The sequence below is a fragment of the Mangrovibacillus cuniculi genome (assembly GCF_015482585.1).
Taxonomy (GTDB): Bacteria; Bacillota; Bacilli; order Bacillales; family R1DC41; genus Mangrovibacillus; species Mangrovibacillus cuniculi.
The window spans coordinates 2,028,871-2,041,627 of the sequence record NZ_CP049742.1 but is presented as its reverse complement, the minus strand read 5'-3'; the positions used below and the strand labels follow the sequence as shown (position 1 = coordinate 2,041,627).

17 protein-coding genes are annotated in these 12,757 nt (G+C 36.9%); 6 read left to right on the top strand and 11 right to left on the bottom strand.

Features of this window, described 5'->3' with window-relative positions; genetic code table 11:
• Nucleotides 1–74: 74 nt before the first annotated feature.
• Nucleotides 75–1,400 carry a Na+/H+ antiporter family protein gene (locus G8O30_RS10545; RefSeq protein WP_239672024.1) on the top strand — a complete coding sequence of 442 codons (1,326 nt, stop codon included), beginning with the start codon at nucleotides 75–77 and terminating at the stop codon, nucleotides 1,398–1,400.
• Nucleotides 1,401–1,594: 194 nt separating this feature from the next.
• Here G8O30_RS10545 and G8O30_RS10540 read toward each other — a convergent pair whose 3' ends face one another.
• Nucleotides 1,595–1,936, bottom strand: a complete 342-nt coding sequence (locus tag G8O30_RS10540; protein ID WP_239672023.1) for a YuzC family spore coat inner layer protein — start codon at nucleotides 1,934–1,936, stop codon at nucleotides 1,595–1,597.
• A 100-nt stretch (nucleotides 1,937–2,036) separates the two neighbouring features.
• On the opposite strand from G8O30_RS10540, the gene G8O30_RS10535 reads away from it, so the two are divergent.
• Complete coding sequence (locus G8O30_RS10535) at nucleotides 2,037–2,426, top strand: PaaI family thioesterase (RefSeq protein ID WP_239672022.1); 390 nt, start codon at nucleotides 2,037–2,039, stop codon at nucleotides 2,424–2,426.
• Between the two features lie 45 nt (nucleotides 2,427–2,471).
• Here G8O30_RS10535 and mnhG read toward each other — a convergent pair whose 3' ends face one another.
• Genes mnhG through G8O30_RS10500 form a run of 7 tightly spaced genes read right to left on the bottom strand, consistent with a single transcriptional unit; the run spans nucleotide 2,472 to nucleotide 8,221 of the window.
• Nucleotides 2,472–2,828: a monovalent cation/H(+) antiporter subunit G gene (mnhG, locus tag G8O30_RS10530; RefSeq protein ID WP_239672021.1), complete on the bottom strand. Its 357-nt coding sequence runs from the start codon at nucleotides 2,826–2,828 to the stop codon at nucleotides 2,472–2,474.
• Entirely contained in the window at nucleotides 2,812–3,093 is a 282-nt protein-coding gene (locus G8O30_RS10525; protein ID WP_239672020.1) for a Na(+)/H(+) antiporter subunit F1, read from the bottom strand. The genes mnhG and G8O30_RS10525 overlap by 17 nt, the downstream gene beginning before the upstream one ends.
• Nucleotides 3,090–3,569 carry a Na+/H+ antiporter subunit E gene (locus G8O30_RS10520; protein WP_239672019.1) on the bottom strand — a complete coding sequence of 160 codons (480 nt, stop codon included), beginning with the start codon at nucleotides 3,567–3,569 and terminating at the stop codon, nucleotides 3,090–3,092. The genes G8O30_RS10525 and G8O30_RS10520 overlap by 4 nt, the downstream gene beginning before the upstream one ends.
• 6 nt (nucleotides 3,570–3,575) lie before the next feature.
• The gene (locus tag G8O30_RS10515) at nucleotides 3,576–5,054 is read right to left on the bottom strand and encodes a Na+/H+ antiporter subunit D (protein WP_239674540.1); all 1,479 of its coding nucleotides are present in this window, start codon (nucleotides 5,052–5,054) and stop codon (nucleotides 3,576–3,578) included.
• The gene (locus G8O30_RS10510; protein ID WP_239672018.1) at nucleotides 5,047–5,388 is read right to left on the bottom strand and encodes a Na(+)/H(+) antiporter subunit C; all 342 of its coding nucleotides are present in this window, start codon (nucleotides 5,386–5,388) and stop codon (nucleotides 5,047–5,049) included. The genes G8O30_RS10515 and G8O30_RS10510 overlap by 8 nt, the downstream gene beginning before the upstream one ends.
• Complete coding sequence (locus G8O30_RS10505; protein ID WP_239672017.1) at nucleotides 5,388–5,819, bottom strand: Na(+)/H(+) antiporter subunit B; 432 nt, start codon at nucleotides 5,817–5,819, stop codon at nucleotides 5,388–5,390. Before G8O30_RS10505 ends, G8O30_RS10510 begins: the two co-directional genes overlap by 1 nt.
• The gene (locus tag G8O30_RS10500) at nucleotides 5,816–8,221 is read right to left on the bottom strand and encodes a Na+/H+ antiporter subunit A (protein WP_239672016.1); all 2,406 of its coding nucleotides are present in this window, start codon (nucleotides 8,219–8,221) and stop codon (nucleotides 5,816–5,818) included. The genes G8O30_RS10505 and G8O30_RS10500 overlap by 4 nt, the downstream gene beginning before the upstream one ends.
• 254 nt (nucleotides 8,222–8,475) lie before the next feature.
• Here G8O30_RS10500 and G8O30_RS10495 point away from each other — a divergent pair, with 254 nt between their 5' ends.
• Both G8O30_RS10495 and G8O30_RS10490 read left to right on the top strand, forming a co-directional pair.
• Nucleotides 8,476–8,712 carry a hypothetical protein gene (locus G8O30_RS10495; protein WP_239672015.1) on the top strand — a complete coding sequence of 79 codons (237 nt, stop codon included), beginning with the start codon at nucleotides 8,476–8,478 and terminating at the stop codon, nucleotides 8,710–8,712.
• Between the two features lie 95 nt (nucleotides 8,713–8,807).
• The gene (locus G8O30_RS10490) at nucleotides 8,808–9,359 is read left to right on the top strand and encodes a DUF5366 family protein (RefSeq protein WP_239672014.1); all 552 of its coding nucleotides are present in this window, start codon (nucleotides 8,808–8,810) and stop codon (nucleotides 9,357–9,359) included.
• 70 nt (nucleotides 9,360–9,429) lie between these two features.
• On the opposite strand, the gene G8O30_RS10485 is transcribed toward G8O30_RS10490, so the two are convergent.
• Genes G8O30_RS10485 through kapB form a run of 3 tightly spaced genes read right to left on the bottom strand, consistent with a single transcriptional unit; the run spans nucleotide 9,430 to nucleotide 11,650 of the window.
• On the bottom strand, nucleotides 9,430–9,978 hold the full coding sequence (locus tag G8O30_RS10485) for a penicillin-binding transpeptidase domain-containing protein (protein WP_239672013.1): 549 nt from the start codon (nucleotides 9,976–9,978) through the stop codon (nucleotides 9,430–9,432).
• The gene (locus G8O30_RS10480; RefSeq protein ID WP_239672012.1) at nucleotides 9,939–11,234 is read right to left on the bottom strand and encodes a transglycosylase domain-containing protein; all 1,296 of its coding nucleotides are present in this window, start codon (nucleotides 11,232–11,234) and stop codon (nucleotides 9,939–9,941) included. The genes G8O30_RS10485 and G8O30_RS10480 overlap by 40 nt, the downstream gene beginning before the upstream one ends.
• A 29-nt stretch (nucleotides 11,235–11,263) precedes the next feature.
• The gene (kapB, locus tag G8O30_RS10475) at nucleotides 11,264–11,650 is read right to left on the bottom strand and encodes a kinase-associated lipoprotein B (protein ID WP_239672011.1); all 387 of its coding nucleotides are present in this window, start codon (nucleotides 11,648–11,650) and stop codon (nucleotides 11,264–11,266) included.
• Between the two features lie 126 nt (nucleotides 11,651–11,776).
• On the opposite strand from kapB, the gene G8O30_RS10470 reads away from it, so the two are divergent.
• The gene (locus G8O30_RS10470) at nucleotides 11,777–12,505 is read left to right on the top strand and encodes a peptidylprolyl isomerase (protein WP_239672010.1); all 729 of its coding nucleotides are present in this window, start codon (nucleotides 11,777–11,779) and stop codon (nucleotides 12,503–12,505) included.
• Between the two features lie 40 nt (nucleotides 12,506–12,545).
• Nucleotides 12,546–12,740: a hypothetical protein gene (locus tag G8O30_RS10465; RefSeq protein ID WP_239672009.1), complete on the top strand. Its 195-nt coding sequence runs from the start codon at nucleotides 12,546–12,548 to the stop codon at nucleotides 12,738–12,740.
• Nucleotides 12,741–12,757 lie beyond the last annotated feature (17 nt).

The window sequence follows — 12,757 nt, the reverse complement described above, 5'->3', positions numbered from 1 at the left end:
GTGATAAGGTAATGAACGTATTTTAATACTCTACTAATTTATCAGACTAAAGTATTTGAAAGGAGTCACCATATATGAATGCAGTAGTTATTGCAGTTTTAGCTATGCTTCTATTATCTCTTTTACGTATAAACGTTGTTTTTGCATTAATAGCTGGAGCAGCTATTGGCGGTCTTTTAGGCGGGTTAGGCGTAAATGAAACGATTACAACGTTTACAGGAGGAGTAGGCGGAGGAGCAACTGTTGCGTTGAGTTATGCTCTTTTAGGGGGCTTTGCAGTTGCTATTTCTAGAACAGGCTTACCTAATAGGTTAGTTGAATTAGTTTTATCGGTTATCCAACGTAACGGTGAAAATCGTTCGAAGGCATTGCCTAAAGCACTTATTTTCTTTGTTATTTTACTTATCTCATGTTTATCTCAAAATGTAGTTCCGATTCATATTGCATTTATTCCGTTATTTATTCCACCAATTTTACAAATTTTAAATGAATTGAAAGTGGACCGTAGATTAATTGCAACCATTATTACATTTGGTTTAACAGCACCATATATTTTACTACCAGTTGGATTTGGTCAGATTTTTCAACAGGACATATTAGCTGCTAATCTTGAATCTAACGGGTTAGAAATCAGCACGAGTGATATTCCTTTTGCTTTAGCTATTCCAGTAGGTGGAATGTTCCTTGGGTTGCTAGTAGCTATCTTCTTTAGTTATCGTAAACCAAGAAATTATGCTAATTCTAATTTCCAACAAGATAGCGTAGAAGAACAAAGTGATTACACAAGTTTCGGTATATTTGCATCCATACTTGCTATTGCCGCTACATTAGTAGTACAAATAATTTCAGATAGCATGATTGCCGCTGCATTAACTGGTATTACACTGTTATATATAACGAGAGCTGTAAAGTGGAGTGAAGCTGACCAGTTATTAACAAAAGGCATGCAAATGATGGCATTCATCGGTTTTGTTATGATTGCAGCAGCTGGATTTGCGGAAGTAATGAAAGCTACTGGCGATGTAGAAACGTTAGTTACGGCGTCCGCTGATTTGATTGGTAACAATCAATCATTAGGTGCGTTACTAATGCTAATTGTAGGTTTACTTGTAACAATGGGAATTGGTTCTTCTTTTTCTACAATCCCAATTATAGCTACTATCTTTGTGCCTTTATGTTTAGAATTAGGGTTTAGCCCAATGGCTACTATTGCTCTAGTAGGTACTGCAGCTGCACTAGGAGATGCAGGATCTCCAGCATCTGATAGTACGTTAGGACCTACAGCAGGTTTAAATATTGATGGTCAACACAATCACATTTGGGATACGTGTGTGCCGACATTTTTACACTACAATATTCCATTAATCATTTTTGGATGGTTAGCAGCTATTATTCTTTAATCTATTAAAAAAGGACAGATACCTATACGGTTCTGTCCTTTTTGCATATAAAGGTAAGGAAACAAAGATTCAAAAGTATGGAGATTTTAATTCAATGACTTTTCGTGGCCCAATTGTCTGATAGAGTTGGAAATCTTCGTATTAGTTATATTGAAAACAATTAGACGATGTAGCATCATACGTTTAACAAGTTACTACCATCGAAGTGAAATAGAGTTTCTACCTAAAGGGGGCTGGCTAGCCTCTTTTTTTGTTTCCATTTCAATTACAAGCCCATCAGGTGTAAAACGAACATCTTTTGGGAAAGTGATGACTGTACTAATTAATCTTTCCACTTCCTTTTGTTGGGATTGCTGCGCAGCATCCTTCACTTGCTTGGCAAAAGAAGCATCGTTAGCAATCTTTCTACACAACTGTTCTAATTGAACACACATACTAAGACTTTCATTCGCTGATTGTTGAAATCGATCAACCGATACAGGAGGAAACATTTGTCTTGGAAAAGGACGATAATAATACCGACTCCGATAGTTCATGAGTTGCTCCTTTCAATTCACCATATGTGTTAGTCGTTTATTTACGATATACTTATGTAATCAAAGGCTTGCTTTATTCATAAAGGGGAGGGCTTCAGAAATGTTAAAATGGGAACAAACGTTAATGGGGACACTGGGAATGGAATTAGTAAAGCAAACGGAGACATCAGTGGAAATATCCATGGCCATATCAGAGCGAAACGTCCAGCCATTTGGATTTCTACATGGTGGTGCGTCCGTAGCACTAGCTGAAACGGCAGCGAGCATTGGTTCGGCAGGAATTATCAATCTTGAAGAGGAAATCTGCTTTGGCGCAGAAATTAATGCCAATCATATTAAATCTGTACGAGAGGGTAGTGTAACTGCTATCGCTACTTTACAACATAAAGGCAGATCATTACATGTATGGACAATAGAAGTTAAGAATGATAAAGGTGAATTAGTCTGCTTAAGTCGCTGTACAATGGCAGTAACGAAAAAAAGAGTGTAGCTTATGACGCTACACTCTTTTTTCCTATCTTTCATGAAAATGTGCTCAATGCTCCGTTTGATAAGCCTTTGCTTTCTCTTTTAAATCATCTCTACCACTCTTATCCCAAAGCTTTACGCCAGAATAATAGGCAGCACGGGCAATTAATTGTCCTGCTACAGGAGCAGTTAGTAAGATGAAGAAAATACCTAATAGAGTAGATGTGAACACTTCCCCTTTAACAAACCAAAAGTAAAGGAATGTAGCAAGAAGTATACATGTAATTCCTAAAGTGGCGCTCTTAGAAGCAGCATGGTTTCTCGTGTAAACGTCAGGAAAACGCAATACTCCAACTGCGGCTAAGAGAGCAAATAACGAACCTAAAATAGTGAGGATAATAATTAGACTATTTATTACGATCATGTTGAATAATTACCCCTCTCTCGATAAATTTCGCAAAAGCTACTGTACCTATAAATGCTAATATAGCAAGCAAAATGATGACATCTAAAAATGCATAAGTAGAAAGCAACATAGAAAGCACAGCTATAATTGCAATTAGCAAGACTCCAATAGCGTCCAATGCAACTACTCGATCAGGTGTTGTAGGACCCTTTACTACTCGTATGACAAGCATCATTATTGAAATTGTCAAAACAATTAGTGCTCCCATAAATACTCCGGTCATTTACCTGTCACCTCCAAGATTGCCTTTTCGAACGTATTTCGGATACCGTTTATCGCTTCATCAGCATCTGGAAGGTGAATAGCATGGATATAGAGAGTTTTATTATCATCAGAGATATCTACCACTAGAGTCCCAGGTGTTAATGTAATGAGATTCGCTAAGAGTGTTACTTCCCAATCGGATGACAACTTTGTTTCCATTGCAAAAATCCCTGGAGTAATTGTTAACTTCGGACGAATAATATGCTTCAATACATCCACATTGGCTAAAATCAACTCTTTAAAGAACAGAATGACTAACTTAATCACTGCCCAAACTACAAGTAAATAAAATCTATCTTTGAAGAAACGTCTAAATAATAGTATTAGTAATGCGCCTAGCAAGTAACCTACAATAAAGCGGGAGGATGTAAAAGACGAATAAAAGAACATCCATGTCACTGCTATTAGCACGTTTAACATGATCTGAAATGCCATATTACATCACTCCTTTAACACTGCATTTTGATAATTTTCAGGGTTTAACATTTGTTGAGCAGCTTCATTCATAAAGCTGTGTAGTCCTTCTGCTCCAAATCCATACATTATGGCAGCAAACACGATAATGATAGTTGGAATCATGATAGAAGGGCTATTCGGTGTTACTTTCGGACGATATTCTTCTGGCTTACCCCATATACCATTTAAGAAAATCTTCATTACCGAGTAAAGAACTAGTAAGCTCGACAGAAGAATTAACCCCGATCCTACAAATTCTTCTGCTTCAAAGCCACCTCTTATAATTAACAACTTACCAATAAACCCACTTAAAGGAGGTATTCCTGCAAGTGAAAGTGCTGCAATAAAATACAGCCAACCTACAAGTGGGAATTGCTTAATAGTACCGCTCATTTTCTTTAAGTTAGAAGTACCGGTAATCAAAATTAACATACCGATTAACATAAACAGTCCTGCTTTAATGATCATGTCATGAATGAGGTAGAATACTGCTCCTTCCACTCCAGCTTCCGTTTGAGTAGCAAAGCCGAAAAGGATAACCCCAACAGCAATCATGACATTATAGATGATAATTTGTTTCACATCCCAGTAAGCTACCGCACCAATAACTCCTACAACAATTGTTAATAGTGCAAGTAAACTTAGTAAAGAAAACAAGAACTCATTTTCAGGGAAGAATAAGCTAAATGTTCTTGCAATGGAATAGACTCCAACTTTCGTTAACAACGCACCAAACACAGCGAGAACTGGGATTGGGGGAGCTGCATAAGAACTTGGCATCCAGAAGTAAAGCGGGAAGATAGCGCCTTTAAGTCCGAACACAATTAAGAACAAAACACCTATTACAGTAATTAAGCCAACCGGTTCAATAGAAGCAAGTCTTGCTGAAATGTCTGCCATGTTTAATGAACCTGTTACAGAATAAAGATAGCCAATTGCTATAACAAATAAAGCAGAAGATAAAACGTTTATTAAGATGTACTTAAATGATTCTCGTAATTGGCCTTTGGTGCCACCAAGAACGATCATGACATAAGAAGCCATTAAGAAGACTTCAAAAAATACAAACAGGTTAAATATATCGCCTGTTGTAAATGCACCATTTACTCCTACTAATAAAAACATCATCGCGGGATAATAATAGAATCCTTCACGATCTCGCCCAATCATTTTAAACGAGTAAATGATAAGTGAAAATACAATAAAACTAGTGGTTGTCACTAATAAAGCGGAAAATATATCGGATACAAGTGTGATTCCAAATGGTGCAGGCCAACTTCCTAAATCAAGCGTTCGTGTATCTTCTGCATGTACTTGTAGCAAAAGATACAAACTTGCTAATAAAGTCAAACCGCTTGTTACAGCTGCGATGAAACGCTGAGCTTTGATTTTCTTTGGGAAGAATAGCAAGGCAGTCGCTGCAAGTAATGGAATCAGTATTGGATATACTGGTAAATTAGTCATCAGCATCTTGACCTCTCATTTCTTCAACATTGTCTGTCCCTAGTTCTTGGTATGCACGGTAAGCAACTACCAAGAAGAAGGAAGTAACCCCAAATGCGATTACGATGGCTGTTAAAATTAATGCTTGTGGTAGGGGATCGGTATAAGACTCTGCTTTTAAGCCCAAAAGAGGGGCAGCGCCTTTTTGTAGACCACCCATTGTGAAAAGCATTAAATGAACTCCATGACTTAACAAAGCAGTACCTATGATAATTCTCAATAGGCTCTTTGAAAGTATTAAATAAACTGCAGCAGCAACTAACAGTCCTGCTACAATGCTCATCAAAATTTCCATTATTCACTCTCTCCAATCGTTTTAATGATTGTGAGGGTAACCCCAATTACTCCTAGATACACACCTAAATCAAAAATTAAAGCAGAATGTAGTGTTTGCTCACCTAAAAGCGGTAAGTAAAATTTGTCATATGCATGTGTTAGAAATGGAACATCAAATAATACTCCTCCAACTCCTGTACCAATAGCAAACACTAATCCAATTGCCGTGATAATTTTATAGTCAATCGGTAGAATAGTTGAAAGTGTCTTGGCATCATAAGCTAGTAGTAACAATACCAGAGCTGCTGATGTCATTAATGCGCCAATAAATCCGCCTCCAGGTTCATAATGTCCTGCGAAGAACATTCTTATAGAGAACAAAATAATGAGAAAGGAGACTACCTTTGTAACGGTCTGTAACACTAAATCATTCGGTTTTCTTTTCTTCATGATGACTCTCCTTTCGATAAGCGAAGTCGAATCATGGCATAAATTCCAACTGCAGCGATACCTAGTACACATACCTCGAATAATGTATCGAATCCTCGGAAATCAACAAGAATTACGTTAACCATATTCTTACCTGCCCCTTCTGTATACACATTGTCAATGTGGTATTGAGAGATTGAAGAGAACAGTTTAGTACTGCTAGCTGAAATACCAATTAAGGCTGTCATCAGTCCAACCAAACCAGCTATAATGGCATTCGTTAATTTAAATCCAATTGTTTTTTCATGCCTTTGCATCGGAGGTAAATGATAAAACACAACTAAGAATAATGCTGTAGAAACCGTTTCTACAACTAACTGAGTTAACGCTAAATCAGGTGCCTGGAATAATACAAACAGCAAGGAAACTAAATATCCTACAACTCCTAAAGAGATAACCGCAGTTAATCTAGATTTTGCCATAATAGTAATTACTGTTGCCACTAACATTGCTGCAATAACGAATACCTCATATATTCGAATTGGTGCATTCTCCGAAGTGTCCACTGTAAATGCATTTTCCATCCACATTGTACCGCCCAAAGCGATAATCATGAATAGGAAGATGTAGACCAAGTACGAGCGGATAGAGCCAGTCATATAACTAGAAGTTAGAGAATAAGCTCCACGTTCCATAGAAATGACACCGTGGTCATACAGACGGTTGAACGTCCATTTTTCTGAGAAAATAGCATAGATACCTTTCCATTTTGGCCATAAACGATAAAGTAATACACCAATAATTACTACCGCGATTGTCATAAATAATTCTAGTGTTGGACCATGCCAAAATGTAATTTTACTGATGATTCGGTCACCAGGTTCTAAAATAGTTGGTAAAATCGATGCTACTGCTGGCTCAATAATGTTGTACGTTAAGATGTTAGGGAAGAAACCAATGACAACTACTAAAGAGATAAGAATAATTGGAGAAATAAGCATTCCAAAAGGTGCCTCATGTGGCTTTTTATCAAGTTTTTCCTCTTGAAGAGGCCCCATAAACGTTTTAAACACTAAGATCATACTGTAGACAAACGTAAAGATACTTCCTACCCAAGCAACAATAGGGAATAAAACCCCAATAGAATTCAAGTTATAGAAGTTCATATCAAACACAGAAATCATTGCTGTAAAGAACATTTCTTTACTTAAGAATCCGTTAAATGGAGGTAAACCTGCCATAGAGAAGGAACCAATCATTGCGATAGTGAAAGTGATTGGCATGATCGTCATCAATCCGCCTAGTTTACGAATATCACGAGTTCCTGTTTCGTGGTCAACGATACCTACCATCATAAATAATGCACCTTTGAATGTTGCATGGTTTATTAAATGGAAGATAGCAGCAATTGTCGCTACCATGAAAAGTTGATCACTTACTGCATCACTATGAAGGGCAGCTGCTCCAATTCCTAGCATGGACATAATCATCCCTAGCTGTGAAATGGTGGAGAAGGCCAATATCCCCTTTAAGTCAGTTTGCTTCACTGCGTTGAAAGATCCCCAGAATAATGTGGTGATACCAAATAATGCTACTGTCCACAACCATACGCTAGATTCAGCGAATACAGGACTTAATCTGGCTACTAAGTAAATTCCGGCTTTAACCATAGTAGCGGAGTGTAAGTATGCACTAACAGGTGTAGGTGCTTCCATTGCGTCCGGTAACCATATATGGAACGGGAATTGAGCAGACTTTGTAAATGCTCCTAGTAAAATTAAGATCATAGCAGGTAAGAAGAATTCATGCTCTGATATCACTGCACGTTGTTCTATTAATCCTTGGATACTCGCTGTGCCAGCAATGATCTGCAGGAGCACAATTCCACCTAACATAGATAATCCACCGAATACTGTTATAAGCATGGATTTTTGAGCGCCATACCTCGAGCGTTCGCGGTGGTACCAATATCCAATTAATAAGAATGAGGAAATAGAAGTGAATTCCCAAAACATATACATAGTGAGTAAATTGTCACTAAGTACAACTCCAAGCATAGCTCCCATAAACATTAGAAGGTATACATAGAAGTTATGGAGTTTTTCTTTCACTTTATCCAAATAATAAATGGAGTAAAGTACTACCAAAGAACCAATTCCGGTTATTAGGAGTGCAAATAATAAGCCTAAACCGTCGACATAAGCGATAAAGTTTAGACCGAAACTTGGCATCCATTCATATGTTTCCGATACAATTTGGTTTTCCCTAACTAAAGGTACAAAGGAGATGAAATATCCAAACAGTACGACTGGTAGAATAAGGACAAACCATCCTGTATGTATAGATCGGAATAGTTTATAAAACAACGGTATAAATAAAGCCACTATAAATGGAGAAATAATGGCAAAATGCAACAAACTCAACAAAATCCCTCCTTAATTAAACTTAAAATCACATTAATACGTAGTATTTGTTTTATTAGGAAAATTACTCCTTATCTCCATAGCCACATGAGCATTATATCGTAAATTAATTTCCGATGCATTTATTGATATACATAGGGTTTTGCATTTGTCTGTTGTTATTAAATAAGAAGAAAGTGATAAAAATCACAAAGAAAAAATTTTGAATGAAATATGTATTCGGTGGGAGATACTACTTATAGGTGGTGATTCTCATGAAGAAAAAGTGGATTGGGGCATTCTCCATTTTCGCAACACTTTTCGCAGCAGCTTTTGTGGTAGACACCGTTCAGCCTAGGAATTACTATGGTCCTATGCTTACAGGAGAAGAAATGGGTGAGATGCCTATAGAGCAGCTATCTACTTCTCCATCATCCACTAATGCTTTACCTATTGCACCTTTCCAACCGAGAGAATATATTCGTATTCACTCTAATAGGACAACGGAGTAAAAAACTGCTTACGAGTTCGTGTATACGAACAAAGGAGCAGTTTTTCTTTTCAAATAGCAATCCTTCATAGATAATACCTTTAGTAGGTGATAATCATGAAGAATACATATTTAGCTGGCTATATTCCATTAGCTACAATCATGTTATTTAGTTTGGCTTTTAGTGTAAATGTCCAAAGCATAACCATAGGAGTAATGAAAGATATCGGATTGTATGCGGGTTTATTAGAATTCTTATCAGAAGTTGAACTAAAGTTTGCCGTTCTCTCAATGTATTTTGTAGCTTTTTTTATGATTTTTTGTGCGGTAAAAATAGTATCTGAAACCATACATGAAATGGGGCTGTTGTTTTTTTCGAATGAAACAGAGGGAAGTAGCCTGTTAAAAGTCAAAGGAACAGGAGTAGTATACATACTTGCTGGATTAATTGCCCTCTTTGTTACTTTTTCGTTTCTTTTGGTGCTGGGCATTTTTGTACTTTCCACTGTAGTTTATTTCTTCCTATTTATCTATCGTATGAGTGACTCGTTCTCTGTAATGGGAACTCTCGGTTTCATTTTTTTTGAAGTAATTGCCTGGGCTTGTATCATTACGGGAATTGGATATATTGTTTTAAAACTGTATACAAGTGTAGTAGCTGTCATTTAAGACAACTACTTTTTAGGTTAAGTTATGTAAAACCGTAGAAATCATAAAAGTTTTCTACGGTTTAAAAATTTTATTTTGGAATAGATTGCTCCCAGATTTTTAATGTTAAGTTCTCTTTTTCAAAGCGCTGTATATTTTCTGGAACGTCTTTCCCAATCCAGACGCCAGCTGTGTAGTCTCCTTGAAAACCGACATACCAAAAATCAATAAAGTCGTTTGTTGTTCCAGTCTTTCCACCACGTTCTACTGTAGGAGAATATAACCTTCGCGCAGTCCCGTTCCTTACTACATTTATTAATAATTCTCGCGTCTTATCAACTGTTTCTTCTGACCAAAGCATTTTAGGTTGATCGTTCCATGCATAAAGGATGTTTCCGTCTAAATCAGTCACTTTCTTTATTGCTCTAGCAGGTACATACTTTTGTGTAGAAAAGACAGTGTAAGCGCGTGTTAATTCTAACGGTGTTACACCAAAAGTAAAACCACCTAGAGCGGATGGAAGTCTTATGTCTTCTTGTGTTATATGTTGAAATTCAAATGCACTAATATCCTTAAAAGCTTCTGTAGGGGTAATATCAGCTAATAATTTGACAGCTGCAGTGTTAAGTGATTTTGACATAGCAGTAGTAAGGGTAACAACTCCGTATTTTGCCCCCCATAGTTGGATGGGCAATACGTTGAAGTAAAACAAACCGTTCGTGCATCTACTGAATCATAGATTGAGCTATTTTTTCTTTCTATATACGGTGCATAGCTTAATAAAGGTTTAATAGTAGAACCAGGTTGACGTACTGCCTGAAAGCCACGATGAAAGTCACCTCTAGAATAGTTAACCCCGCCTGTAAGGGCAATAATACTATTTTCTTTGTGATTAATCACAACACTAGCCCCTTGAAGCTCGTCTTTGGAGGAAAGCAAATCTAGCGCGTTTTCTGTATTCTTTTGCGTTGAAGGATCCATATACGTGTATATCTTTACGCCTTTTTGTAGAACTTGAGCTACTTTTGCTTCTACTGCTTTTTGTTGCACTTCTGTTTCATCGGTCAAACTGTAGGAAGATTGAATAAGGTCTCTCATCTCTCTTTCCACAAAGCTAATGTAGTTATCATAAGAGAGATATTCCGTAGGACTAGCTAAAACGATTTTCTCTTGTTTACCTTTTTCCGCTTCCTCATTAGTCAGTACTTCTTGCTGAGCTAAGATAGAGAGTAGTCTCTCCTGGCGTTCTTTCGTTTTTTCGAAGTTTTTGTATGGGTCGTATAACGTTGGGTTGTTCGGAATTGCAGCAATAAAAGCCATCTCTGCTGTAGATAACTCTCCAACTGTTTTCGCAAAATACGTTTTAGATGCAGCTTCCACCCCGTAAGCTTGATTAGCAAAGTAAATAGCGTTTAAGTAGGTTTCTAAAATTTTATCCTTGGAAAATTCCTTTTCTAGTTGGTAAGACAGGATTAATTCATTCATCTTTCTACTATAGGTTTGCTCATGAGTAAGATAAACATTTCTCACTAATTGTTGCGTAATGGTCGAACCACCTTGTTCAATTCCATTGTGTTTCGCATTCAAAATAAAGGCACGAGTTATTGCTGTTAAATCAAATCCCTTATGTTGATAAAAGAATTGATCTTCTGATTGAATAAACAGTTGTTGCAGGATATGAGGTATCTCCTCTAAATCTAAGGACTTTCGAAATGGAACTCGATATTCATAGATAGGCTTTTCATTATTGTCCAATATCAGACTAGTTTGTGGTAATTCTAGTAACGAAGTATTTAATTTAGGTGTATTAACATTCTGTATTTTATTTAAATCTTCTCTAACATTAGCTAGTTGTACAACGATGATAGACAACAAAGTGATAAAACACCCAATCACCAATGCTCCAATAAATTTTCGCGTCGCCATTATGGAAAGGAGATGCGGTACATTAATTGATATTCTTTTTTAACCTCTTGTAAGGCGTTATAACATGCGTCAGAAAAAGCCGTAGAAGACTCTAGTAAACTTTCTTCATATTCTGTTACCGCTTTAATTAATGAATCTTTATATTCCAAAAATCCCGCATTGTGTGGTTTAATCATGCTAGTAGGTATTATTGCCTTTTCGTGATTGGCAAGTGCTTTTCTTTCATGAAACAGAGGCACATCAATAGAATTGGGGTTATGAAGGTCTCCTTGTTTTGGATGCTTTATAACGGAAAGAATTTCTACTACTGTGCCTCGATGGTCCTCTGAATGAATTTTTCCTACGTAGGCACCAGTTTTATAAAATGCTTTAACATATGTACTCATGTTTAGTACTCCTTTTGTTACGAGATTTGTAGCAATAAAAATAGGTTGCTTCTTCTTTATTTTAACTAGGAAAAGGAAACGATTAAACAAATTTATTAAAAAACATTTATATATGGAGGGTTTAGGATGAAAAAATGGTTAGTAGGACTTAGTCTAGTTGTGTTGGCTGGGTGTGGAACAAATGCATCAGAAGGTACAAACGGAAATGGAGCAGAACAGACAGAGCAAACAGAAGAAAATCCACAGGTGGAAGAAACAGAAGCGGTAAATTATCCGCAACTAGATTTAGTATCTCTTGAAGAGAATCCAACAGTAACCATGAAAACTAATTTAGGAGACATAACTATAGCTTTATTCCCTAAACAAGCTCCAAAAGCGGTAGAAAACTTTATCACGCATAGTAAAAATGGTTACTACGATGGAGTTACTTTCCATCGTGTAATCCAAGACTTTATGATTCAAGGTGGAGATCCACAAGGAACTGGAATGGGGGGAGAAAGTATTTATGGTGCACCTTTTGAAGATGAATTTTCTAAAGAATTATTTCACTTCACTGGAGCGTTGTCTATGGCTAACTCCGGTCCAAACAGTAATGGAAGTCAATTCTTCATTGTGAAGGCTCCCGCTGTGACAGCTGATTTAGTTTCACAAATGAAAGAAGTAGGATTTCCTGATGAAGTGATTGGCCACTATGAGGAAGTTGGTGGAACAGCTTGGTTGGATGGGAAGCACACGGTTTTTGGACAAGTAGTTGAAGGTATGGATGTAGTAGAAATTATTTCTACTGTGGAAACTGGACAGAACGATGCGCCTGTGGAGAAAGTTGTTATTGAAGGAATAGAAGTACAAGAGTAGACTGAATTTAGTAGCTTAATACGAATAGAGGTGGACACAGGTGAACTTTCTACTAGGATTATTTTTATATTTTCCAGAAGACAAAACAGAATATATCCCTGCTGGTATCACAATGGCCATATTTGCAGTGTTGGCAATTATCGTCTTTCGAATTATCTTACGAGTAAATCGTAAACAAGAACAAGAAGCAAAAGAGTATGAACAGTCTCTAAAGAAGCAATCGAATAAACGTTAGATATTTTCACAGAAAAA

Coding starts and splice junctions, on each gene's coding strand:
- G8O30_RS10520 (WP_239672019.1), bottom strand. CDS start 3,569: ATGGCATTTCAGATCATGTTAAACGTGCTAATAGCAGTGACATGGATG.
- G8O30_RS10505 (WP_239672017.1), bottom strand. CDS start 5,819: ATGAAGAAAAGAAAACCGAATGATTTAGTGTTACAGACCGTTACAAAG.
- G8O30_RS10535 (WP_239672022.1), top strand. CDS start 2,037: ATGTTAAAATGGGAACAAACGTTAATGGGGACACTGGGAATGGAATTA.
- G8O30_RS10540 (WP_239672023.1), bottom strand. CDS start 1,936: ATGAACTATCGGAGTCGGTATTATTATCGTCCTTTTCCAAGACAAATG.
- G8O30_RS10510 (WP_239672018.1), bottom strand. CDS start 5,388: ATGGAAATTTTGATGAGCATTGTAGCAGGACTGTTAGTTGCTGCTGCA.
- G8O30_RS10525 (WP_239672020.1), bottom strand. CDS start 3,093: ATGACCGGAGTATTTATGGGAGCACTAATTGTTTTGACAATTTCAATA.
- G8O30_RS10490 (WP_239672014.1), top strand. CDS start 8,808: ATGAAGAATACATATTTAGCTGGCTATATTCCATTAGCTACAATCATG.
- G8O30_RS10470 (WP_239672010.1), top strand. CDS start 11,777: ATGAAAAAATGGTTAGTAGGACTTAGTCTAGTTGTGTTGGCTGGGTGT.
- mnhG (WP_239672021.1), bottom strand. CDS start 2,828: ATGATCGTAATAAATAGTCTAATTATTATCCTCACTATTTTAGGTTCG.
- G8O30_RS10495 (WP_239672015.1), top strand. CDS start 8,476: ATGAAGAAAAAGTGGATTGGGGCATTCTCCATTTTCGCAACACTTTTC.
- G8O30_RS10545 (WP_239672024.1), top strand. CDS start 75: ATGAATGCAGTAGTTATTGCAGTTTTAGCTATGCTTCTATTATCTCTT.
- kapB (WP_239672011.1), bottom strand. CDS start 11,650: ATGAGTACATATGTTAAAGCATTTTATAAAACTGGTGCCTACGTAGGA.
- G8O30_RS10485 (WP_239672013.1), bottom strand. CDS start 9,978: ATGTCAAAATCACTTAACACTGCAGCTGTCAAATTATTAGCTGATATT.
- G8O30_RS10515 (WP_239674540.1), bottom strand. CDS start 5,054: ATGACTAATTTACCAGTATATCCAATACTGATTCCATTACTTGCAGCG.